The sequence below is a fragment of the Phytohabitans kaempferiae genome (assembly GCF_042433955.1).
Taxonomy (GTDB): Bacteria; Actinomycetota; Actinomycetes; order Mycobacteriales; family Micromonosporaceae; genus Phytohabitans; species Phytohabitans kaempferiae.
The window spans coordinates 43,824-65,317 of sequence record NZ_JBHLUH010000036.1 but is presented as its reverse complement, the minus strand read 5'-3'; the positions used below and the strand labels follow the sequence as shown (position 1 = coordinate 65,317).

The 21,494-nt window shown below is 71.4% G+C and carries 18 protein-coding genes; 9 read left to right on the top strand and 9 right to left on the bottom strand.

Annotation, left to right across the window (positions count from 1 at the left end; genetic code table 11):
* Positions 1-8: 8 nt before the first annotated feature.
* The 5 genes from ACFFIA_RS18085 (at position 9) to ACFFIA_RS18065 (ending at position 5,589) form a co-directional block, all read left to right on the top strand.
* Positions 9-1,124 (top strand): geranylgeranyl reductase family protein, encoded by a 1,116-nt coding sequence (locus tag ACFFIA_RS18085; protein ID WP_377252568.1) that lies wholly within the window; start codon positions 9-11, stop codon positions 1,122-1,124.
* Between the two features lie 163 nt (positions 1,125-1,287).
* Positions 1,288-2,211 carry a MurR/RpiR family transcriptional regulator gene (locus ACFFIA_RS18080; RefSeq protein WP_377252459.1) on the top strand — a complete coding sequence of 308 codons (924 nt, stop codon included), beginning with the start codon at positions 1,288-1,290 and terminating at the stop codon, positions 2,209-2,211.
* A 122-nt stretch (positions 2,212-2,333) separates the two neighbouring features.
* Positions 2,334-3,641, top strand: coding sequence for an extracellular solute-binding protein (locus ACFFIA_RS18075; RefSeq protein WP_377252457.1), 1,308 nt, complete (start codon positions 2,334-2,336; stop codon positions 3,639-3,641).
* A 122-nt stretch (positions 3,642-3,763) separates the two neighbouring features.
* On the top strand, positions 3,764-4,747 hold the full coding sequence (locus ACFFIA_RS18070; protein ID WP_377252455.1) for a carbohydrate ABC transporter permease: 984 nt from the start codon (positions 3,764-3,766) through the stop codon (positions 4,745-4,747).
* Complete coding sequence (locus ACFFIA_RS18065) at positions 4,747-5,589, top strand: carbohydrate ABC transporter permease (RefSeq protein ID WP_377252453.1); 843 nt, start codon at positions 4,747-4,749, stop codon at positions 5,587-5,589. The genes ACFFIA_RS18070 and ACFFIA_RS18065 overlap by 1 nt, the downstream gene beginning before the upstream one ends.
* 678 nt (positions 5,590-6,267) lie before the next feature.
* Here ACFFIA_RS18065 and ACFFIA_RS18060 read toward each other — a convergent pair.
* Both ACFFIA_RS18060 and ACFFIA_RS18055 read right to left on the bottom strand, forming a co-directional pair.
* Entirely contained in the window at positions 6,268-7,209 is a 942-nt protein-coding gene (locus ACFFIA_RS18060) for a hydroxymethylglutaryl-CoA lyase (protein WP_377252451.1), read from the bottom strand.
* 88 nt (positions 7,210-7,297) lie between these two features.
* On the bottom strand, positions 7,298-8,065 hold the full coding sequence (locus tag ACFFIA_RS18055; protein ID WP_377252449.1) for an exodeoxyribonuclease III: 768 nt from the start codon (positions 8,063-8,065) through the stop codon (positions 7,298-7,300).
* 350 nt (positions 8,066-8,415) lie between these two features.
* On the opposite strand from ACFFIA_RS18055, the gene ACFFIA_RS18050 reads away from it, so the two are divergent.
* The gene (locus ACFFIA_RS18050) at positions 8,416-10,635 is read left to right on the top strand and encodes an alkaline phosphatase family protein (RefSeq protein WP_377252447.1); all 2,220 of its coding nucleotides are present in this window, start codon (positions 8,416-8,418) and stop codon (positions 10,633-10,635) included.
* A gap of 58 nt (positions 10,636-10,693) precedes the next feature.
* On the opposite strand, the gene ACFFIA_RS18045 is transcribed toward ACFFIA_RS18050, so the two are convergent.
* The 5 genes from ACFFIA_RS18045 to ACFFIA_RS18025 form a co-directional block, all read right to left on the bottom strand.
* Positions 10,694-11,293 (bottom strand): DedA family protein, encoded by a 600-nt coding sequence (locus ACFFIA_RS18045; RefSeq protein ID WP_377252445.1) that lies wholly within the window; start codon positions 11,291-11,293, stop codon positions 10,694-10,696.
* A 25-nt stretch (positions 11,294-11,318) separates the two neighbouring features.
* Positions 11,319-12,089, bottom strand: coding sequence for an MBL fold metallo-hydrolase (locus ACFFIA_RS18040; RefSeq protein ID WP_377252443.1), 771 nt, complete (start codon positions 12,087-12,089; stop codon positions 11,319-11,321).
* 78 nt (positions 12,090-12,167) lie between these two features.
* Positions 12,168-13,382 carry a lactate racemase domain-containing protein gene (locus ACFFIA_RS18035; protein ID WP_377252441.1) on the bottom strand — a complete coding sequence of 405 codons (1,215 nt, stop codon included), beginning with the start codon at positions 13,380-13,382 and terminating at the stop codon, positions 12,168-12,170.
* A complete protein-coding gene (locus ACFFIA_RS18030; RefSeq protein WP_377252439.1) occupies positions 13,370-14,509 on the bottom strand; it encodes a tRNA ligase subunit PheS family protein in 1,140 nt (379 codons plus the stop codon). The genes ACFFIA_RS18035 and ACFFIA_RS18030 overlap by 13 nt, the downstream gene beginning before the upstream one ends.
* Before the next feature lie 434 nt (positions 14,510-14,943).
* A complete protein-coding gene (locus ACFFIA_RS18025; RefSeq protein WP_377252437.1) occupies positions 14,944-16,965 on the bottom strand; it encodes an endo-1,4-beta-xylanase in 2,022 nt (673 codons plus the stop codon).
* A 368-nt stretch (positions 16,966-17,333) separates the two neighbouring features.
* Between ACFFIA_RS18025 and ACFFIA_RS18020 the strand changes: the two genes are divergently transcribed.
* Positions 17,334-18,263: a diacylglycerol/lipid kinase family protein gene (locus ACFFIA_RS18020; RefSeq protein ID WP_377252435.1), complete on the top strand. Its 930-nt coding sequence runs from the start codon at positions 17,334-17,336 to the stop codon at positions 18,261-18,263.
* Positions 18,264-18,456: 193 nt separating this feature from the next.
* Positions 18,457-18,666, top strand: coding sequence for a hypothetical protein (locus ACFFIA_RS18015; protein WP_377252433.1), 210 nt, complete (start codon positions 18,457-18,459; stop codon positions 18,664-18,666).
* 65 nt (positions 18,667-18,731) lie between these two features.
* On the opposite strand, the gene ACFFIA_RS18010 is transcribed toward ACFFIA_RS18015, so the two are convergent.
* Together ACFFIA_RS18010 and ACFFIA_RS18005 are read right to left on the bottom strand one after the other, a co-directional pair.
* Positions 18,732-19,691, bottom strand: coding sequence for a TIGR03557 family F420-dependent LLM class oxidoreductase (locus tag ACFFIA_RS18010; RefSeq protein WP_377252431.1), 960 nt, complete (start codon positions 19,689-19,691; stop codon positions 18,732-18,734).
* Positions 19,692-19,889: 198 nt separating this feature from the next.
* A complete protein-coding gene (locus tag ACFFIA_RS18005) occupies positions 19,890-20,153 on the bottom strand; it encodes a hypothetical protein (protein ID WP_377252429.1) in 264 nt (87 codons plus the stop codon).
* Between the two features lie 300 nt (positions 20,154-20,453).
* Here ACFFIA_RS18005 and ACFFIA_RS18000 point away from each other — a divergent pair, with 300 nt between their 5' ends.
* Complete coding sequence (locus tag ACFFIA_RS18000; protein ID WP_377252427.1) at positions 20,454-21,428, top strand: glycoside hydrolase family 5 protein; 975 nt, start codon at positions 20,454-20,456, stop codon at positions 21,426-21,428.
* Positions 21,429-21,494: the final 66 nt, after the last annotated feature.

Below are 21,494 nucleotides of genomic sequence, written 5' to 3'. Positions count from 1 at the left end.
TCCGCGGAGTGGAGATGTGGGATGTCGCCGTCGTCGGCGGGGGACCGGCCGGGCTGTCCGCCGCGTACGCCGCGGCCCGCGCGGGGGCGCGCACGGTCGTGCTGGAAAAGGCGATTCACCCGCGGTACAAGACGTGTGGCGGCGGGCTGCTGGGCACCTCGCTCGCCGCGGTGGGCGGCCGGATCGAGGTGCCGGCCGACGACCACGTCGAGCGGGCCACGTTCACGCTCGACGGGCGCCGCGAGTTTCACCGGAGCGCGGACGGCCCGCTTCTGGCGATGGTGCGCCGGGAGGCGTTCGACCACGCGCTGCGCAAGGCCGCGGCCGACGCGGGGGCCGAGGTCCGCGAGCGGGCGACGGTCCGCGGCCTCGACGACGCCGGCGGGCACGTCGTGGTCCGACTCGCCTCGGGTACCGCCATCGCCGCGCGCGCCGTGGTCGGCGCGGACGGTTCGTCGGGCATCACGGCCCGGCACGTGGGGGTCGAGCACGCCCAGGTGGACCTCGGCCTGGAGGTGGAGCTGCCGATCCCGCCCGCCCGCCAGGAGGAGTGGCGGGGGCGGCTGCTGCTCGACTGGGGCCCGATCCCCGGCTCGTACGCCTGGGTCTTCCCCAAGGGCGACCGGCTCACCGTCGGGGTGATCGCCGAGCGGGGGCGAGGCGAGGCGACCAAGGCGTACCTGCGGCGCTTCGTCGCGCGGCTGGGCCTGTCCGGCATCGAGCCGGTGCACGACTCCGGCCACCTGACCCGGTGCCGTACGGCCGATTCACCGCTGCGTCGGGGACGCGTGCTGGTGGCCGGCGACGCGGGCGGGCTGCTCGAGCCGTGGACCCGGGAGGGGATCAGCTTCGCGCTGCGCTCCGGGGCGTACGCGGGGGAGGCTGCCGCGAACGGTGACCTGGGCCGGTACGAGTCCACTGTGGAAGCCGAGCTGGGCCCGGAGATGTGGGCCGGCCACCGGCTGATGGCCGCCTTCGTCCGGCGTCCGGGCATGTTCCACTCGGTGCTGGCGTCGCCGGCGGGCTGGCGGCTCTTCGCGAGGTTCTGCCGGGGCGAGCCGGTGCTCGTCGGCGCGGTCCGCCGCCGCTCGATCCGTACGGCACTGTCGGTGCTCGCTCGATAGCACACAGCACCACGGGCCAGGGTTTTGTCCTGGCCCGTGGCTTTTGTGCCGCCCGTTCGCACGTAACGGTTTGAAAACCTCGCTCAAGCTCTTGACTTTGTCGCGCGCTTCAGTAAGAAATATTACCACTTACAGTTAAGTTTCTTTTCTGAAGGGCTTGCCGATGGTCGAGCGCGGGGTGGACGGACACGCGCCGACGGCAGTGGTCGACGCATCGGTGATCCCCACCGTGCGGGCGAAGCTGCCGGAGTTCACCGGCGCGCTCCAGCGAGTGGCCGAGCTCGTGCTCGCCGATCCGGCGAGTGCGGCACGGTCGACGATCGTCGAGCTGGCCGAGCGGAGCGGCACCTCGCCCGCCACCGTCACCCGGTTCTGCCGGGCGCTGGGCTTCGAGGGGTACGCGGAGCTGCGACTCGGCATCGCCGCCGAGACCGGACGGGCGCGGGCGGCCGGCTGGAGCGTCGACATCGGTCGCGAGATAGGGCCGGGCGACCCGCTGGTCAAGGTGCTCGAACAGGTCATGGCCGCGGACACGCGCGCCATGCACGACACGGCCGCGCTACTCGACCTCTCCGAAGTGGAACGTGCCGCGCAGGCGATCGCCGGCGCCGCGCGGGTCAGCATCTTCGGGGCCAGCGGCAGCGCGCTCGTCGGCGAGGAGATGCAGTTCAGCCTCCACCGCATCGGGGTGGCGGCGTGGGCGTGGACGGATGTCCACAACGGACTGGCCAGCGCGGCGCTCTCCCGACCGGGGGACGTGGCGTTGGGGATCTCGCACAGTGGACAGACCCGGGAAACCATCGAAATGCTCGCCGAGGCTGGCGGCCACGGCGCCACCACCATCGCACTGACCAGCTTTCCCCGCTCGGCGCTCGCCGAGCTGGCCGACATCGTGCTGCTGACCGCCACGCAGGCGACCACGTTTCGGCCCGACGCGCTCTCCGCCCGCCACCCCCAACTGGTCGTGCTCGACCTGCTCTACGTGGCGGTCGCGCAGCGCACGCACCAGCGTTCGCACGCGGCGTTCCAGCGCACCGCCCAGGCGGTCGACCCGCACAAGTCGGCGAAGGACGGCGCGACCCCCTGACCTCCCCTGACCACGGGGACCGGCAACACCTTCACCGAAAAGCCCGACACACCATCACCGAGAAACCCGATACACCATCACCGAGAAACCCGATACACCATCACCGGAAAATTGGAGGATCCGTGAGACACAGGATCGCTATCGCCGCGGCCCTGGCCGCGACGCTGCTGGGCGCGGCCGCGTGCGGCGGCTCCGACGAGGGCGGGGCCAACGACACCTCCGCCCAGGCCCTCGACGGCACCGGCAAGACCCTCAAGGTCTGGCTCATGGTGGACGCGCAGTCGTCCTGGAAGGAGATCGTCGACGACGCCAACGCCCGGTTCACCGCGGCGACCGGCGCCAACGTGACGGTCGAGTACCAGCAGTGGGCCAACCACCTCACCAAGCTGGACGCCACGCTGGCCGGCAACGACGTACCCGACGTGGTGGAGCTCGGCAACACCGAGATGCCCAAGTACGTCTTCAGCGGCGCCTTCGCCGAGCTCGACAAGTCGCGCTTCGAAAACTCCGCGAACTGGCTCCAGGGCCTCTCCGGCCCCTGTGAGCTGGACGGCAAGACCTACTGCGTGCCCTACTACGCGGGCGCGCGCGTGCTGATCTACCGCACCGACCTCTTCGACGCCGCCGGCCTCAAGGCGCCGACCAGCTACGCCGAGCTGACCGCCGCCGCCGACGCGCTGAAGGCCAAGAACGCGGCCAACAACAAGAAGTTCGCCACCTTCTACATGCCGGGCGCGTACTGGTACGCCGCGATGTCGTGGGTCTACGCCGAGGGCGGGCAGATCGCCAAGAAGGACGGCGACAAGTGGAGCGGCACGCTCTCCGACCCGCAGGCGCAGGCCGGCCTCCAGAAGTGGGCCGACCTGGTGAAGGGCTACTCGGCCGGCGACGTGACCAAGGACGAGAGCGACCAGGCGCAGATCTTCGCGCAGGGCGAGTCGGCGATGTTCTACGGCAACGGCTGGGAGGTCGGCGCCGCGCAGGAGCAGCGCAAGGACCCGAACGACCCCAACTCCGAGCTGGTCGCCACCAAGGTGAAGGACAAGGTCGCCGCGGCGCCGATGCCGGGCATCCCGTCCTTCCTCGGCGGCTCCGACCTGGGCGTCACGGCCAAGAGCCAGAACCAGGCGCTGGCCGCTGAGTGGATCAAGTACTTCACCGACACCAAGTCGCAGGAGGCCCTGCTCGCCAAGGCCGTACTGCCGAACGCCACCAACCTGCTCGACAAGGCCGCCACCGTGAAGGGCAACGAGGCGACCGCGCTGGCCGCCAAGAGCAGCTGGTTCGTGCCGATGGCCGAGAAGTGGGCGGACGTCGAGAAGGCGGCCGTGCTCCAGCAGATGCTGCGCGACATCGTGACCGGCAAGAAGCCGGTCGCCGACGCGGCCGCGTGGGCCGACGCCGAGATCGAGAAGACCCTCAACGGCTGACCCGGTGCCGCGCCGTCCGCTCCGGCGGGCGGCGCGGCACTCCCCATCAGGCTGCGTCCGCCGTCGCGGGGCCACTCGCGACGGTGCGCGGACGCGGCCCGCCTGGCTCAGAAAGGAGAGCGATGCAGGCCGTCGACAGCCGGGCGACCGCGCCGCAGATGCCGCCCGCCACGCCGTCCACACCAGACAAACAAGCTGCCCGGGTACGCCGACGGCGCCGTCCCCAGTGGACCCCCCTCTTCCTCGCGGTGCCCGCACTGGTGCTGCTGGCCGGTCTGCTGGCCTACCCGCTGGGCCGCATGCTCGTACTGTCCTTCCAGGACATGCAGCTGCGCCACCTCTTCTCCGGCGCCACGCCCCCGTGGGTCGGCTTCGACAACTACACGCAGATCCTCACCGACGGCGTCTTCTGGCGCGTCGTGCGACGTACCGCCATTTTCACGGTCGTCTCGGTGGCCATTTCGATCGTGCTCGGTCTGGCGGTCGCGCTGCTGATGCAGCGGGTCAGCAACGGCATACGCGTGGCGATGGTGATCGTCATGATGTTCGTCTGGTCGATCCCGCAGCTGGTCTCCGCGCAGATCTTCAAGTGGATGGTGGACGCCGACTTCGGCATCCTCAACTACCTCATCGACCAGATCCCCGGCGTGGACTTCGCCAACCACAGCTGGTTCGCCAGCCCGACGCAGGGTTGGATCGTCATCACCACGCTGGTCGTCTGGGCCGGTGTGCCGTTCCTCGCCATCACGCTGCACGCCGGGCTCACGCAGGTGCCGCAGGAGCTGCGCGAGGCGGCGATGGTCGACGGAGCGAGCCCGTGGCAGACGCTGCGAAACATCATCCTGCCGGTCCTGCGCCCTCTCGTCATCATCGTCACCACGCTCTCGGTGATCTGGAACTTCGGCCTCTTCACGCAGGTCTGGGCGCTGCGCGACAGCAAGCCCGAGCAGGAGTACCAGACGCTCGCCACGTATGCGTTCACGCAGGCGTTCGGGCGCAACGAGTACAGCCTCGGCTCGGCCATCTCGGTCATCACCGTCGTGCTGATGCTGGGCGTGATGGCCTTCTACGTACGGCAGATGTTCCAGATTGGAGACGTCGACTGATGTCCACACCCCGCTCCCAGCGCTCCCGCGCGGGCACGGTGGCGGCCAACACCGTCGGCGTGCTCTTCGTGCTGGTGATGGCGTTCCCGGTCTACTGGGTCCTCAACACCGCGTTCAAGCCGGCCTCGGAGGTGCTGTCGTTCACGCCGTCGTTCTGGCCGCAGAACCCGACGCTGGACAACTTCAAGTCCGCCATCAAGGCGCCGTACTTTCTCGTCGACCTCCGCAACGGCCTGATCATCACGACGACCGCGGTGGCCGGTGCGATCGTGGTCGGCTTCCTGGCGGCGCTGGCCATCGCCCGGTTCCGCTTCTACGGCCGGCGCGCGCTCATCATGGTGATCCTCGGCGTGCAGCTCGTACCGCTGCTCGCCCTGCTCATCCCGCTCTACCTGATGCTCAACCGAGCCAACCTCACCAACAGCCTGATCGGCGTCAGCGTCACCTACCTGGTGCTGATCCTGCCGTACACCGTCTGGACCCTGCGCGGCTTCATCGCCGCGGTGCCGCGTGAGCTGGACGAGGCCGCGCTGGTCGACGGCTGCAGCCGGTGGCAGACCTTCTACCGGATCATCCTGCCGCTCACCGGGCCGGGTCTCGTGGCCACGTCGATCTACGGGTTCATCCAGGCGTGGAACGAGTTCATCATCATCAATACGCTCAACAACCCGGAGACGCAGAACCTCATGGCGTGGCTCCTGCAGAACCAGACCCAGCGCGGCACCGCCTGGGGCCCCCTCATGGCCGGCGCACTGATCACCGCCGCGCCGGTGGTCATCTTCTTCCTGATCATCCAACGCAACATCGCGACGGGCCTCACCGCCGGGGCCGTCAAGGGCTGAGACCCTTCCCTGGTACGGAGGCCGCCCGGCTGGCTTCGGCACCGCCAGCCGGGCGGCACGACCCTCGCGGCGCTGTCCGCGCTTGACGACCTATTCCAGTGGCATTGGGTCCGGACCGCTGCTCCCGCAGCCTCACCCTTCGCGGTTTCAAGCCCCGCTGGTGAGCGCTTCCTGCTGCCTCCCGGAAACACCTGAGCGGCCGCGCGGCTGTGGCCGCTGTGCGTCCGTGGCGATTTCTTGACCCCATAGAGCCTGTCGCAAAATCGTCAGATTCGCGCGAACTGAGGGTCACGCTAACCCTCGCTGGCCGCCGTTCGACGGCCAGCGACCGATACAGCCGTGTTCTTCTCGACACTCACTGTGATCGAGCAATTTTGCAACAGGCTCCATAGGGTCAACTCTTCGCCACGCACGGACCCGACCCCTTGGGAGGTGCGGGGAACTGGCGTGGCTTTCGCCGGAAATGTCGCAGCGTGTCCTGGCCTCCGGAGGGCTCTTTCCGGGAAACAGCCCTTTGCCGGCGGCGTGAGAGGGCTGCTTCCCGGAAGTAGCCCTTTCGGTGCTGCTGGGCGAGGGCGGGGTTTGGTTGTGCGCTGCGGCGGGTGAGGCCGCGGGAGCGGCGGTCTGGAGCGCGACGGACATCGCGGTAGCCCAGGTCTATCTCTTGGAATAGATCATCTAGCGGGTCGCGGTCTCGGCGGCCAGGGCGCGGACGACGGCCGACGGGCTCTGGCGGCCCAACTGCTGGGCCATCCACACGCTCGTACGCACCAGCGCGTGCAGGTCGACGCCGGTCGTGATGCCGAGGCCGTGGAGGTGCCACACGAGGTCTTCGGTCGCCAGGTTGCCGGTGGCGCTCTTGGCGTACGGGCAGCCGCCCAGGCCGCCCGCGGACGAGTCCACTGTGGTCACGCCGGACTGGAGGGCGGCGAGCGTGTTCGCCAGCGCCTGGCCGTACGTGTCGTGGAAGTGCACCGCCAGCCGGTCGGGGCCCACACCGGCGTCGGTGAGGGCGCGGATCAGCGCGGTCACGTGGCCCGGTGTGGCCACGCCGATCGTGTCGCCGAGGGAGAGCTGGTCGACGCCGAGCCCGACCAGGCGGCGGGCGACCGCGACCACCTGGGCGATCGGCACCTCGCCCTCCCACGGGTCGCCGAAGCACATCGACAGGTAGCCGCGCACGCGCATCCCCTCGGTGCGGGCCCGCTGCACCACCGGCTCGAACATCGTCAGCGACTCGTCGACCGTGCGGTTGAGGTTGCGCTTGGCGAACGTCTCGGTGGCGCTGCCGAAGATGGCGATGTCGCGCGACCCGAGCGCGAGCGCCCGGTCGAGGCCGCGCTCGTTGGGGACCAGCACGGGGTAGCGCACGCCGGGCGCGGGCTCGAGGCGGGCGAGCAGCTCCTCGGCGTCGGCGAGCTGGGGGACCCACTTCGGGTGGACGAAGCTGGTCGCCTCGATCACGCCCAGCCCGGCTGTGGCGAGCCGGTCCAGAAACTCCAGCTTCACGTCGACGGGGACGATCGACGACTCGTTCTGGAGGCCGTCGCGCGGGCCGACCTCCCAGATGGTCACGGACATCGGCAGCCCGGGCATGGCCACCCGCTGCGGGCTCAACATGCCCTCGAACCTACGCCAGCGCGGCGGTGAAGCAACGCGAAAGTCGCGCTCGGAGCTACGCCGGCGCGGCGGCGAAGCGTCGCGAAACCTAGGTCAGCTCGACGACGACCGGTGCGTGGTCGGAGGGGGCCTTGCCCTTGCGGGCCTCACGGTCGATGTACGCCGACTCCACGGTCACGCCCCCGCTGGCGTACACGAGGTCGATCCGCATGCCCATGTTCTGGTGGAACATACCGGCCCGGTAGTCCCAGTACGTGAAGGGGTGCGGCCCCTTCATCGGCCGTGGCACCACGTCGGTGAAGCCGGTCGCGAGGATCCGGGCGAGCGCGTCGCGCTCCGGGGCGGTGACGTGCGTGGCGCCGACGAACGCCTTCGGGTCCCACACGTCGGCGTCGGTGGGCGCCACATTGAAGTCGCCGGCCACGATCACGGGCTGCCCGATCGCCAGGTCGGCGGCGAGCGCGTCGCGGAGGGCGGCCAGCCAGCCCAGCTTGTACACGTAGTGCGGCGAGTCGGGCTCGCGGCCGTTGGGCACGTACACCGACCAGACCCGCAGCCCGCCGCAGGTGGCCGAGATCGCGCGCGCCTCGGGGTCGGGGAAGCCGGGCTCGTTGTCGAAGCCGCGTACGACGTCTTCGATGCCGACCCGGGAGAGGATGGCAACGCCGTTCCAGCGGCCGTCGCCGTGCGTCGCGACCTCGTACCCCGCCTCTTCGAGCTCGGCGGTGGGGAAGGCGGCGTCGGCGATCTTGGTCTCTTGCAGCAGCAGCACGTCCGGCCGCTTGTCGGCGAGCCACGGCAGGAGCCGGGGGAGGCGGACCTTGACCGAGTTGACGTTCCACGTGGCCAGACGCATCCACCGAGACTATGCCGGCGCGAACACGGATGCGGCGCTGCCGGGCGGCGAGGTCGTCCCGTATGACAATGGCGATCCTGGTGGTGGGCGTGCGGCCATGATCACCTGGGCCGGGCGCTGCGGTCTTGGATGCTGGTGCGGAGGGATACTGGGACGGTGGGGGACTGGGCGCGATACTGGCGGGCTGCCGACCGGCCGCTCGATGCGACGCGCGCCCACTCCGAGCAGTGGCCGGCGAGTGATGCGCCCCCAGTCCGCTAACCAGCAAACTAGGACAAAGTGACACGACTCCAGCAAGTCAGACGGGGTATACCGCAACCGGGCGTGACGGCCTGTGCCATCGTTTGCTGGTGGCCACAGTGAACCCGGAGCGCGACGCTGTCGCGGCCCGCCCCGGGCGGGCCCGCGTGGGGCTGCGCGCCCTGCTGGGGTGGCGGCCCACGCTCGCCCGGGTTCGCGCGCTCCTGCGCAACGCGGTGACCTCGTTCCTCGTACTCGCCGGCACCTTCTGGCTGATGCCCGGCGTGACCGCGAGCGGCCTCGTCGCGCTGCTCGGCCTCGTGGTGGTCGTGGCCGTCGTCGGCGCGCTGCTCCGCCCGATCCTGCTCGCCATCGCCACCATCCTGGGCGGCTTCGGCGCGCTCGTGCTCGGCGCGATGGTGCAGGCCATCGTGCTGTACGTGGCCCTGTGGCTCGCGCCCGACACACACGTGGCCAACCTGCCGGTGGTCTTCGGTGCCTCCTGGGTCGCGGTCGCGCTCGCCGCGCTGGTCAACTGGTTCGCCGACGCGGGCACCGACGACGCGTTCGTGAGCGAGACCGTGCGCCTGATGGCCCGCGTGCGGCGCCTCTCCGAAAAGGCCAGGCGCGGCAGCACCACCGGCCCGTGCCCCGACGGTCTGCTGGTGGTCCAGCTCGACGGGGTGCCCGCGCCACTGCTGCGCTGGGCCGTGCGCGCCGGCAACCTGCCCAACGTCGGCCGCTGGCTGCGCACGCGCAGTCACCGCCTCACCACCTGGCACACCGGCATACCGGCCACCACGCCCGCCGCCCAGGCCGGCATCCTCTACGGCGACGTCCACCGCGTGCCGGCCTTCCGCTGGTACGAGAAGGAGAGCCGGCGCCTCGTCGTCACCAGTCGCCCCCGCGACGCGGCCGAGGTCGAGCGGCGGCTCGTCGGCGACCGGGGGCTCCTGCGCGACGGCGGCGTGAGCATCAGCAACGTCTTCTCCGGCGACGCCGCCACCTGCCTGCTCACGGTCAGTCACGCCGCGCTGCCGGGGCGTTCCGCGCGGGGGTACGCGGCGTTCATGACCAGCCCGTACGGCTTCACCCGCGCGGTCGTGCTCGGCATCGGCGAGCTGATCCGCGAGCTGCACCAGGCGCGGGTGCAGCGGCGCCGCGACGTACATCCCCGGGTCAGCCGGGGCGGCGCCTTCCTCGCCCTGCGCCCGGCGACCACGCTGCTGCGCGACCTCAACGTCACGCTGATCGCCGAGCAGATGGCGCGGGGTGCCCCGGTGATCTTCTGCGACTTCGTCGACTACGACGAGGTCGCCCACCACGCCGGCCCGGCCCGCCCGGAGGCGCTCGACGCACTGGAGGCGCTCGACCAGGTGCTCGGCATCCTGGAGCGGCTCTCGGCCGAGGCGGCCCGCCGCTACCACCTGGTCGTCCTCTCCGACCACGGGCAGAGCCAGGGCGCCACGTTCCGGCAGCGCTTCGGCGAGTCGCTGGAGGAGGTCGTGGCGCGGCTCGCGCGGGGCGGCACCAACGGCCACCGCCCGGGCGCCGCCACGCGCTCGGTGGAGGAGTGGGGCCGGGTCAACGCGCTGCTCACCGAGGCCGTCGCCCGCCACGGTCCGGCCGCCGCCGCCACTCGGGCCGCGATGCGCAAGCACACCAGCGACGGCGAGGTCACGCTCGGCCCGGCCGACGAGGAGGCCAAGGCGATCGCCGAGCGCGACCCGGAGACCGTGGTGATCGCATCCGGCAACCTCGGCATGGTCTACCTGACCCGCCAACCGGGAAAGCTGACCCGCGACCAGATCGAGGCCGAGCACCCCGAACTGGTCGAGGGACTTGTCGCGCATCCGGGCGTGGGCGTCGTGGTGGTCGACGAGGTCGAGCACGGTCCGGTGGCGCTCGGCCGGCGCGGGCGGCACCGCCTGCGCGACGGGCACGTGGAGGGTGAAGACCCGCTCACGGCGTACGGCCCGCGCGCCCGCGAAGACCTCCTGCGCCACCAGGAGATCGACCACGTGGGCGACCTGGTGCTGGTCAGCGTCGTGGAGTCGGGCATCGACGAGGTGGCCGCGTTCGAGGAGCTGGTCGGCAGCCACGGCGGGATGGGCGGCTGGCAGACCGAGGCGCTGCTGGTCTACCCCTCCGGTTGGACGCTGGAAAGCGACCCGGTGGTCGGCCCCGATGGGGTACACCGCACGCTGCTCGCCTGGCTGCACAAGCTCGGGCTGCGCCGGCCGCCCGGCGAGCGGACCCCCGTGGAGGACCTGCCCAGAGAGGGTGAGGTGCCGGGGGCCTCGATCCGGCTTCCGTCCGCGGGGGCGTGACGCCGGCGCTGCCGTAAGCCGCCTCCGGCCGCGCGTCGCTGCCGGCGCCCGGCCCCGGTCAGGCTTCCTTCTGGCGCGCCGTGGCCTCCGCCCGGTCGGCGGCCGCCTCCCGCCGGCGGCTGATCATCGCCGAGGTCTGCGAGATCAGCAGCACCAGCAGCACCGCGGCGACGACGCTCTGCCACGGCTCCGGGAAGATCGCGTAGCCGAAGATGCCGATTCCCGCGTACACCGCCGACCAGAGCAGGCAGGCCGGCGCGTTCGTGACCGCGAAGCGCCGCCAGTCGAGCCCCATCAGCGCGGCGGCGAGCAGCACCGGCACGCGCCCGCCAGGGAGCAGGCGGGAGACGAGCAGCACGGACACCTGCCGCTCGTGCAGCTTCTTGCGCATCCGCTCCAGCCGCTCCGGGTCGCGCAGCCAGCGCAGCCGCCGGGCCAACTGCTCGCCGCCCCAGCGGCAGATCGCGTACATGGCCAGGTCGCCGACGTACGCCCCGCCGGCGCCGGCCACGACGACGAGCAGGACGTGCAGCGGGTTCTGGTGGGCCGCGAACGCCGCCGCGCCGCTCACCGCCGCGCCGGTCGGCACGATCGGCACGACCGCGCCGAACGTGACCACGACGAGCAGCCAGACCAGCGTGCTCAAGGTGGCCGTCACGGCGCCTCCGGCTTCGCTCGCTCGCTCACGGGACCACCGTCATGGACTCGCCGGGGGCCAGGACGGTGACCCGCGTGCCGGGCGCGACGACCTCGGTGATCCGCGCGAAGTCGGGCCCGGGGTTGTGGAAGCGGTCGGGCCGCACCCGGGTCATCCCCACCGGCCAGAACGTGCCGTAGTGCATCGGCATCGCCTCCCGCGGCGCGGCCCGCCGCATCGCCTCGGCTGCCGTGTACGGGTCGAGGTGCCCACGCCCCAGCGTCGGCCCCCAGCCGCCCACCGGCACCAGCGCGAGGTCGAGCGGGCCGAGGTCGGCCATCCCGTCGAAGAGCCCGGTGTCGCCGGCGAACCAGGTGTTGGCGGCGCCGTGCACCGTGTAGCCGACGGCCGTGGCCCGGTGCCGGGACCAGGGGCCGCGGGCGCCGTCGTGGGCCGCGGGGACCGCCTTGATGCGCACCGCGCCGACGGTGACCTCGTCGCCGATCGCCAGCTCCGCGGTGCGCCGGTGGAAGGCCGGCCCCAGCCGCTGCCGCACGAAGGCGCCGGCCCCCGCCGGCACGACCAGCGTGGCCTCCGGCCCGAGCCGGCGCAGGGAGGCGACGTCGAGGTGGTCGGCGTGCAGGTGCGACACGAGTACGGCGTCCGGCGGGCCGGCCAGCCGAGGTGTGCTGCCGCGCATGCGTCGCAGGTGCGCGATCCGGTCACCGAGCACCGGGTCGGTCACGATGCGCACGCCGGAGTCTTCGACCCAGACGGTGCTGTGCCCCCACCAGGTGACCTGGACCTTGTATGTCACGTCGTAACGGTACGGGAAAGGGCCACGCGGCCGGTCACCCCGTCGTGCAGCTCCCGGCCCAGCCCGCTCCGCACCAGGTTACGGCCCCGAAACCGGATTGAGCCGGTAGAGCTGTTCGCCGGCCTTGGGGACGACCAGCGTCTCCGGGTCGGCGGCGAGTGCCGGGAGGTCGACCGTCGCGGGGTCGGCCCAGCCGAGGGCGACCGCCGCGCAGTCGGCCGGTGGGATGGCCGTGGCCAGGCGGACGTCGATGCGGCACCGCTCCACGCCGCCCTCGTACGTGCCGGCGCCGCGTGCGTGGATGGAGTGGGCGAGCACCGCTCTGGGCACGTCGGCGAGGCGGTCGGCGTGGGCGAGCAGGTAGTCGCGGCAGTGGTAGCCGACCCGGCGGATCATCGCGTCGTGCGTGACCGAGAAGGTGGCGACGTGCGGGGCGTACACGACGACCTCGCCGCCGTCCGCCACGATCGGCTCGACCTTGTACATGCCCTTGGCCGCCGTCCACAGGTCGTCGTACATCGCCGGCATCACCGAGACGACCCGCCGGTACGGGCGGTCGACGTACCGCACGTGCACCTGCGCGGAGTGCTCGGCGGCGGCCGCCCACGCCTCGGTGGTCGTGCCCACGTACGTGCCGAGCACCTCGTCGCCGGCGGGCGCGACCACCACCGCCACCGCCAGCCGCCGGGCCGGGATGCGCTCGGCGGCGGCCTGGATCACCGCGCGTACGGGCGTGAGCCCCGGCCTGCCGATGATGTCCATCGTGCCGATCAGCGCGCCAAGCCAGTGGAACGCGTCGATCACCTCGGGGCCGGAGACGCCGGGGAAGAAGTACTTGTCGCCGCCGGAGAAGCCGACCGACTCGTGCGGGAAGACCGGCCCGATCACCAGGCAGGCGTCGGCCTCGGCGACGAGCCGGTTGACCCGTACCCGGATGGGCTCGGCGAGCAGCCCGGCGGAGGCCGCGGCGACCTCGGTGGCCGGGATCTCGCCCAGGTCGGCGAAGGTCCGCGGGTCGTGCCACTCGTGGTTGTGGACGGCGACGCCGGGGTAGCGGGCCGCCCAACCGCCCGGCGGCAGGTCGAAGCGGCGCTCGATCGCCGGGGGCGGCATCGGCGGATGCGTGCCGAGCGCGATGAGCACGTCGAGCGAGGCCACGCGGCCGATCAGCGCGTCGTGCACCTCGGCGAAGAGGCGGCCGAGCGGGATCGACCGAGTGCCGTCGGGCACGAGCACCACGACCCGGGCGCCGTCCAGGTCGAGGCGGTGCAGCTCGTCGCTCAGGTCGCCCATTCGTACACCTCTCCCTCGTGCAGCCCGGCGTAGATCCGGTCGCGCAGCGCGTTGGCCTCGGCCGAGGTGAGCGTGCGGGTCAGGTCGCGCAGGACCACGCGCAGCAGCACGTTCTTCTGTCCGGGCCGCAGTCCCATTCTGGCCCGGGCCGAGTCGGGCAGCTCGGCGTACCCGGTCTCGGAGCGTACGACGATCTCCTCGACCGCCGCGGCGTCCGGGCCGAGCAGCTGGCGTACCCGGTCGCCGAGCAACTCGGCGTCGAGGTCCGCGCCGACGGCGAGGGACAGGTCGCGGTGCGCGGCGGGCATGGCCGAGACCGGCCGGTACGGCGAGAGGTCGCGCATCTGCCCGGCGACCCGTGGGTCGGTCGAGCGCAGCAGGCGGATGTCGTCGACGCCCTTGGCGAGCATCACCAGCCGGTCGAGGCCGAGTCCCATCGCCAGGCCGCTCGGGCCGCCGGTCACCTCGGGATGGGCCAGCCCGCACTCACCGATCTCCAGCAGCCTCCCCGCTCCGTCGCTCGGCGCTCGTCCGCCGTCGTGCTCAAGGCCCGTAGCCTCGCGACTCCCGCTCATGTCACGGACGTAGATCTCCCGCCCGGCGAGCGTGTACGGATGGACGTTGGGCACGGTGTGCCACTCCCGCCCTGGCAGCGCCGCCGAGACCACCAGCCCGATCATGTGCACCAGGTCGGCCTCGGTGAGCGGCGGCCCGGCGCGGCGGATCCGCCACAGGTCGAGCTGGTGCGGCTCGCCCACGTGGTGGCGGTCGATCGCGTCCCGCCGGTAGCAGACGCCGGGCACGCTGAGCAGCACGTCCGGCAGCTCGTTGGCGTCCAGCAGGGCGGGGACGCGGGCGGTGGTGTGCGAGCGGAGCATGCGCTCGGCGTCGACGTACCGGCTGTAGCGGCGGTCGCGGGTCACCGCCTCGGGCGAGTACCGCAGCCGGTCGTAGTTGTGCGCCACCGGGACGATCCGCGGGCCGGGGTCGCGGCGCACCGGGATGCCCCAGGCGCGGGCGAGCGCGTACTCGATGGCGGACACCACGTGCTGCATCGCGTGCTCGCCGGCGTCGGGGTCGGTCAGGTCGCGCAGCGCGAGGGCGGCGCGCAGCTCTTCGGGGGTCATCGGAGGTTCCTCTACGTGAGACGGTCGACAATGGAGAGAGCCCCCGGCGTGGCCAGGGGGCTCGTCTCGCGCCGTCTCCGTCAGCGCAGCCGCGGTCGCCCACCGGTCACCCGGGGGCGAGGAAATCGCGTCGCGGCGTACGTCACCCGTCGAGTGTGCCGCGCCGGGCGCCGGGCTGGCAACCCGAATGCGGCAGGATGTCAGCGTGCGGGAGAAGGTACTGCTCGACACCGACATCGGATCCAACATCGACGACGCGGTCTGCCTGGCGTACGCGGTCACGCTCTTCGACGACGATGTGTGCGCGTTCGAGCGGGCGAGGTGAGCGTCGACGCGGCCGGCGCCACCGCGTGGCGACCGCGCGCGGACGGGCCGCACGAGGTGGCCACGGCGGTGGCGCCGGACCGGTTCCTGGAGGACTACTTCGCGGTGTTCTAACCGCAGGCCGTGTTGTTGACGGTGAACGAGGTGGGCGCCGCGTTGGTGCCGTTCCAACTCGCGATGAAGCCGAACGTCACCGAGCCGTTGGCCGGCACGTTGCCGTTCCACGCCGCGTTGGTGACGGTCACCGCCGCGCCGCTCTGCGTGTAGCCGGCCGACCAGAGCTGGTTGACCTGCTGCCCGTTCGCGAACGACCAGCGCACCGACCACGAGGTCAGCGCCTGCCCGGGCGCCACGGTCACCTCACCCTGGAAGCCGCCCGGCCACTGACCGACGATCCGGTACGTCACGCGGCAGGTGGGGTTTCCGGTCGGCGGGGGAGTGGTGGTCGGCGGCGGCGTCGTGGTGGGCGGTGGCGTGGTGGTGGGCGGCGGGCTCGTCGGCGGGCGCGTGGTGGTCGGTACGGCGGTCGGTGTGGTCGGCGTCGCCGTCATCTCGATCCTGGACGGGTCCACGACGCCCCAGTACGCCGGCTTGGCCTGCAACTGCTCGTCGAAGAACAGCGGGGCGTCGTTGCGTACCACCGGGAACGTGTCCAGCCACGTGTCGTCGTCCGCCAGGCCCCACACGGTCACCGAGGTCAGCTCCGACGAGTACCGCTTGTACAGGTCGAAGAGGTCCCGGTACTTGTACGCCTGCCGGATCAGCCGGTCGCGCGGCGGGGTCGGGAAGGACTCGCTGGTGTTGGTGTAGATGCTCACGTCCATCTCGGTGACCTGCTGGTCGACGTTGAGCGGGATGAACTTCTGGATCATCGCCTCGGACTCGCTCACCGAGGGCCAGTCGACGTTGACGTGCATCTGGTGGCCGACGCCGTCGATCGGCACGCCCTCGGCCTTGAGTTGGCTCACCAGGTTGTAGAGCTTGTCGCGCTTGGCCGGCACGTTGGTGTTGTAGTCGTTGATGTAGAGCTTCGCGGTCGGCGAGACCTGCCGGGCGACCCGGAAGGCCGTGCGGATGTAGTCGAGGCCGGCGATCTCGTACCAGCGGCTGCGGCGCAGGCCGTCCGACTGGTTCTCGTCGATGACCTCGTTGACCACGTCCCAGGTGGCGATGTCGGTGCCGTAGTGCCCCATCACCGCGCGGATGTGCGCGTCCAGCCGGGACAGCAGCAGCGTCTTGTTCTGCGCCGTGGGCGTCATCGCCGCGCCGTTGGCGTCGAGGAAGACCCAGGCCGGCGTCTGGTTGTGCCACACGAGCGTGTGCCCGCGCACCTCCATGCCGTTGGCCTGCGCGAAGTCGACCATCGCGTCGGCGTCGGCGAAGCGGAACGTGCCCTCGGTCGGCTGAGTCGCGTCCCACTTGAGCGCGTTGCCGGGAGTGACCGAGTTGAAGTGCTTGCTCAGCAGCCGGGCGTGCTCGCCCAGCGTCTGCGGCACGCTGATCGCCGCGCCGATCGGGAAGTGGTTGGCGAGCACGTCCTTGACCGAGGGGATGTTGGTCTGGATCGGGGTCGCCGGCACGTACGACAGCGTGAAGTCGTCGATGTGCAGCGACGCGGTGCCGCTGGCCGTCTCCACGTACACGGTCAGCCACTCGACGTCGTGCGCGAGCGTGTACTGGCCCTGGAGGTTGACCCAGCCGCTGTCGGAGACGTTGGTGTTGCCGATTACCTGGTCGTAGCTGGGCGTGCCGGCGGTACGCCGCTCGACGCTCAGCCGGGCCTGCGTGGATCCGGCGCCGGCGGCGAGGCGGACCCAGACCGAGATGGTGTACCGGACACCTTTGTCCATTGTGTCCAGCACGTCGAGGGTCGGCCCCTCCCATGTACGGGTCCGGCCGCTGGCCAGCAGGCTGCCCGTACCCCCATGTGCCACGGCCGTGCTCGCGGCGACGGTCTCGTCGGCGCGCGGCGCCCAGCCATGTGTGTTGTTGTTCTCGAATGTGTGGTTGGCCACGACGACCGGCTCCGCGGCGCTCGCGGAGGGCGCCGTGGCCAGCGGTATCGCGACCGCGACGGACGCCGCGAGCCCGGCGAGGGCAAAGGGGAGCCCGCGGCGCGTGATTCCGCGCATTGTGAGCGCGAGGAGTGAGGGAGCGCTGGCGACCGAGCCCCGCAGTCGCGAACGAAAAGTGAGCATTGTGTGCGCGAGGAGTGAGGGAGCGCTGGCGACCGAGCCCCGCAGTCGCGAACGAAAAGCGAGCATTGTGAGCGCGAGGAGTGAGGGAGCCCTAGCGACCGAGCCCCGCAGTCGCGAACGAAAAGCGAGCATGGTGATTCCTCTCGTGGGTGCGCGCGCTGTCCGCCACGGCTGCCCAGTCCATGGGGGACGGCGCGAAAGTCGGCCCACGACGCGCGTCGGCTCCCGAGAACGCGCTCGGCCTAGATGGTGGTCGATGTTAGGGCGAGTGGGTACGCGCGTCAACGCGCGCCGGCCAGATCATGCACACTCATGCCGTGACAGTCGTCTCGGCCGTGGTGGTCAACCCGTCGAAGGTCCTCGACCTCGACGAGCTGCGCCAGACCGTCCACGCACTCCTGACGGAGGCCGGTTGGCCGGAGCCGACCTGGTACGAGACGACCCGCGAGGACCCCGGCCGGGGGCAGGCACGGCAGGCGGTCGAGAGCGGCGCGCGCGTGGTCTTCGTGTGCGGTGGCGACGGCACCGTGCGCTCCTGCGTCAGCGAGCTGGCCGGCACGGAGGTCGCGCTCGCGGTCCTCCCCGCCGGCACCGGCAACCTGCTCGCCGCCAACCTCGGGCTCACCCATGACCTGATCGCCGGCATCGAGGTCGCGCTCGCCGGCGGCATGCGCCGGATCGACGTCGGCGCGGTCGACGGGGAGTGCTTCGCGGTCATGGCCGGGATGGGCTTCGACGCCGACATGCTCGCCGCCACCTCGGAGGCCACGAAGGCGCGGATCGGCTGGCCCGCGTACGTCTTCGGCGGGCTGCGCCACCTCCGCGGCCGCCCGATGCGGGTCTCCATCCAGATCGACGACGAACCGCCGATCCGCCGCCGCGCCCGCACCGTGCTCATCGCGAACGTGGGACGGCTCACAGGCGGGCTGCGGCTGCTGCGCGACGCCGAGCCGGACGACGGGGCGTTCGACGTGGCGGTGCTCACGCCGCGCACGCTGGGGCACTGGGCCTCGCTGGCCTGGGCGGTCGTACGGCGCCGCAAGCGGGTCCCGCGGATGGAGGTCTTCCGGGGCCGCAGCGTGCGGGTCACCAGCAACCGCGACCAGCCCCGCGAGCTAGACGGCGACCTGATCGCGCCGGGGCGGGTACTGCGGGTCGAGATGCTCCCGGAGGCGCTGTGGCTGTGCGTGCCCCGCCCGGCCAGCGCCCCCGACCTGGCCGAGTCGGACTGACGCCGGCGCCGGCCCGGCCTCCCCACGTAAATCGGTGGCGGGCCGTCGTGCGGCGGGTTAACGTGGCTCCATGATCTCCTGACGCCTCTTCTGAGACCCGCGTTTCCCGCCTCTGTCTCGGGCGTCGTCCCCCTGTGGTTTCGCACCGCTGTCGCGTGCGCCCGGGACTCCATTCTGGAAGGAGTCATGACTTATGCCTGCCGAGTTCTCCGTACACGTGGACCCCGACGAGCTGGCCGCGCAGAGCGTCGCGGCCGCGTTCGAGCACGACGGCGAGAAGGACAGCCGCAAGACGGGCCGTTCCGGCAAGCCCGCCGGATCCGCCACCGCACGCGGCAAGTCCGGCGCGCGCGGCGGCCAGAGCGCCGCGCAGCCCCGCCGGTACGCCTTCCGCCGCAGCTAGGAAGTCCCGGGCCGGGCGTACGTGCGGTGTGCGCCCGGCCCGCCAATCCGCCGGCCCGGCTGGTCTCAGCCGCGCAGCCGGGGGATCAGCTCGTGTTCGGCCCAGTCGATGAAGTCCGGCTGGCTCTCGCCGCCCACCTGCACCAGTGCCACGTGCGTGAAGCCCGCGTCAACGAACTTGTGGAACGCCTCGACGTGCCGCTCCACGTCCGGCCCGCAGGGGACCGTTTGCATCAGGTCCTCCTCGCGCACGAACTGGGTCGCGTGCGCGAACGACTCCGGCCCGGGCAGTTCGGCGTTGACCTTCCAGCCCAGCGGTGACCAGCGCCACTGGTCGTGCACGCGCTTGCGGCACTCCGCCTCGTCCGGTCCCCAGCAGATCGCCACCTGCCCGATGCGCGGCTTGCCCTCGCCGCCGGCCTCCTCGAAGAGCTCCACGACCCGGTGGTCGGGCTCGACCGCGATCAGGCCGTCGGCGTACTCGCCGGCCAGCGCGCTGGACGAGGGGCCGGAGGCGGCGACGGCGATCGGTACGCCGTTCTCCGGCCGGTCCCAGAGGTACGCCTCGGGCACGTCGTAGTACTCGCCCGAGTACGTGACCGTCTCGCCGTCCAGCAGCGACCGCATGATCTGGAGCGCCTCCTCGAACATGTCGTGCCGCTGCTGAACGTGCGGCCACGCGCCGACGACGTGCTCGTTGAGGTTTTCGCCGGCGCCGACGCCGAGCGTGAACCGCCCATCCGACATCAGCGCGACCGTCGCCGCCTTCTGCGCGACCACTGCGGGGTGGTAGCGCCGGATCGGGCAGGTCACGTACGACATGAGGTCGACGCGTGACGTGGTGTGGGCTACCGCGCCCAGGACCGACCACGCGTACGGCGAGTGCCCCTGGCTGTCCAGCCACGGGTAGTAGTGGTCGGAAATGACCTCGAAGTCGAAACCGGCCCGCTCGGCCCGCTGCGCGTAGTCGACGAGTTCGCGCGGGCCGGTCTGCTCGCACATGAGTGTGTAGCCAACCGCAACCATCCCTACCACGCTCCGTCGCTCGGCGCTCGACGCCCGTGGTGGTTGCTGCCCGTAGCCTCGCGACTCTCGCTCATGCCTACCACGCTCCGTCGCTCGGCGCTCGACGCCCGTGGTGGTTGCTGCCCGTAGCCTCGCGACTCTCGCTCATAAGTGCGGCTTACCCGGCCGTCGGTGCCCTACACCGTCGTCTCGGAATGCCTAGACCCAGGGGTCGTCCCCCTGATCTGGGCCGCGCTCGTGCCTCGCCGTCGCGTCCTGCCCCCGGCTCTGTGCCGCCGCGAGCGCGCCGACCGCCACCAGCATCACGATGCCGGCGCCACCGATGAAGAGCATGTCGCCGTGGCCCCCCGAGGCGGGCGACGCCGTGAACTTGACAGCCGCGGCGGCGGCCACCGGCGGTTGGACGATCGCCACGATGGCGATGGCCAGAACCGCCAGTCGCAGAAACAGCCTGGTACCCATTGGTGTTGCCCCCTCCCTTACACCGTGCATGCCCGGCCACCCCCTGCCGGAAACACGAAGGTAACGTTACGTACCGGAAAATTCCGGATTATCGGATTTGGCGAATCCGACTCGTGTCCGCTCGTGGCATGCCTTCACAGAGGAGTGATTTGGTTCTATCCTTGCCGAAGCGCTCCCATCGATAAATCTTCCGGCCGCCGTCGCAGCACCGTCGCGTCGGCGGTCGTCCTCTTTCTCGACCGTGTCCTGGCAGGGGCGCGTACCATCCGGTTGCTTAACCGGTTCAGGGTTGGGGGCGGCGTGACCTACTACGGGTTCAATCTGCAGTGGCTCTTCATGCGACCAGCGGGGGCGTCCGAGCCCGACCCCCGCGTGCTCGACACCATCGCCGGCTGGGGCTTCAACTTCGTCCGGCTGCCGTGCGACTACCGGTTCTTCACCGCCCCGCCGCAGTACCCGCCGGCCGCCGAGCACGCCCTCGCCCGGGTCGACCGCTGCCTCGACGCCTGCCGTGCCCGAGGGCTGCACCTCTCGCTCAACCTGCACCGCGCGCCCGGCTACGTCATCACCGGCTGGGAGAGCGAGCCGCACAACCTGTGGGCCGACCGGCCCGCGCAGGACGCCTTCGCCGCGCTCTGGCGTGCCTTCGCCGTCCGCTACCGGGGCGTACCGGCCGAGGCCCTCTCCTTCGACCTGGTCAACGAGCCGCCCGCGCTCGGCCAGCGGGGCTTCACGCGGGAGGCACATGAGGCGGTGATCCGCCGTACGGTCGCCGAGATCCGCGCCATCGACCCCAGTCGCCCGATCGCGATAGACGGCCTCGACGGCGGCAACGTCGCCCTGCCCGAGCTGACCGACCTCGACCTGATCCACAGTGGACGCGGCTACCAGCCGATGAGCGTCACGCACTACCGGGCGAGCTGGTGGCCCGGGCATGAGCACCTGCCCGAGCCGGCGTACCCGTGCGACTACGAGGGCCGCCACTGGGACGCCGGAACGCTCCGCGAGTTCTACAAGCCGTGGCGCGAGCTTGACGCGCCGGTCCACATCGGCGAGTTCGGCTGCTACGAGTACACGCCCGACGACGTGGCGCTGCGCTGGTTCACCGACCTGCTCGGCGTCTTCGCGGAGCAGCGGTGGGGATACGCGCTGTGGGAGTTCGCCGGCGCGTTCGGCGTGGTCGGGCACCACCGTCCGGGCGCGCGTTTCGAGGCGCGGGACGGCTGGATGGTCGACGTGCGCCTGCTGGAGTTGCTCCAGGCACACCGGGTTTGAACCCTTCACCGCCGGCATACGTATCCACCGATGCCGGCAGGGCGGGCGTCCGGCGGAAGTCCTCTG

Coding starts and splice junctions, on each gene's coding strand:
- ACFFIA_RS18080 (WP_377252459.1), top strand. CDS start 1,288: ATGGTCGAGCGCGGGGTGGACGGACACGCGCCGACGGCAGTGGTCGAC.
- ACFFIA_RS18070 (WP_377252455.1), top strand. CDS start 3,764: ATGCAGGCCGTCGACAGCCGGGCGACCGCGCCGCAGATGCCGCCCGCC.
- ACFFIA_RS18065 (WP_377252453.1), top strand. CDS start 4,747: ATGTCCACACCCCGCTCCCAGCGCTCCCGCGCGGGCACGGTGGCGGCC.
- ACFFIA_RS18060 (WP_377252451.1), bottom strand. CDS start 7,209: ATGTTGAGCCCGCAGCGGGTGGCCATGCCCGGGCTGCCGATGTCCGTG.
- ACFFIA_RS18055 (WP_377252449.1), bottom strand. CDS start 8,065: ATGCGTCTGGCCACGTGGAACGTCAACTCGGTCAAGGTCCGCCTCCCC.
- ACFFIA_RS18035 (WP_377252441.1), bottom strand. CDS start 13,382: ATGGGCGACCTGAGCGACGAGCTGCACCGCCTCGACCTGGACGGCGCC.
- ACFFIA_RS18030 (WP_377252439.1), bottom strand. CDS start 14,509: ATGACCCCCGAAGAGCTGCGCGCCGCCCTCGCGCTGCGCGACCTGACC.
- ACFFIA_RS18025 (WP_377252437.1), bottom strand. CDS start 16,965: ATGCGCGGAATCACGCGCCGCGGGCTCCCCTTTGCCCTCGCCGGGCTC.
- ACFFIA_RS18020 (WP_377252435.1), top strand. CDS start 17,334: ATGCACACTCATGCCGTGACAGTCGTCTCGGCCGTGGTGGTCAACCCG.
- ACFFIA_RS18015 (WP_377252433.1), top strand. CDS start 18,457: ATGCCTGCCGAGTTCTCCGTACACGTGGACCCCGACGAGCTGGCCGCG.
- ACFFIA_RS18010 (WP_377252431.1), bottom strand. CDS start 19,691: ATGGTTGCGGTTGGCTACACACTCATGTGCGAGCAGACCGGCCCGCGC.
- ACFFIA_RS18005 (WP_377252429.1), bottom strand. CDS start 20,153: ATGGGTACCAGGCTGTTTCTGCGACTGGCGGTTCTGGCCATCGCCATC.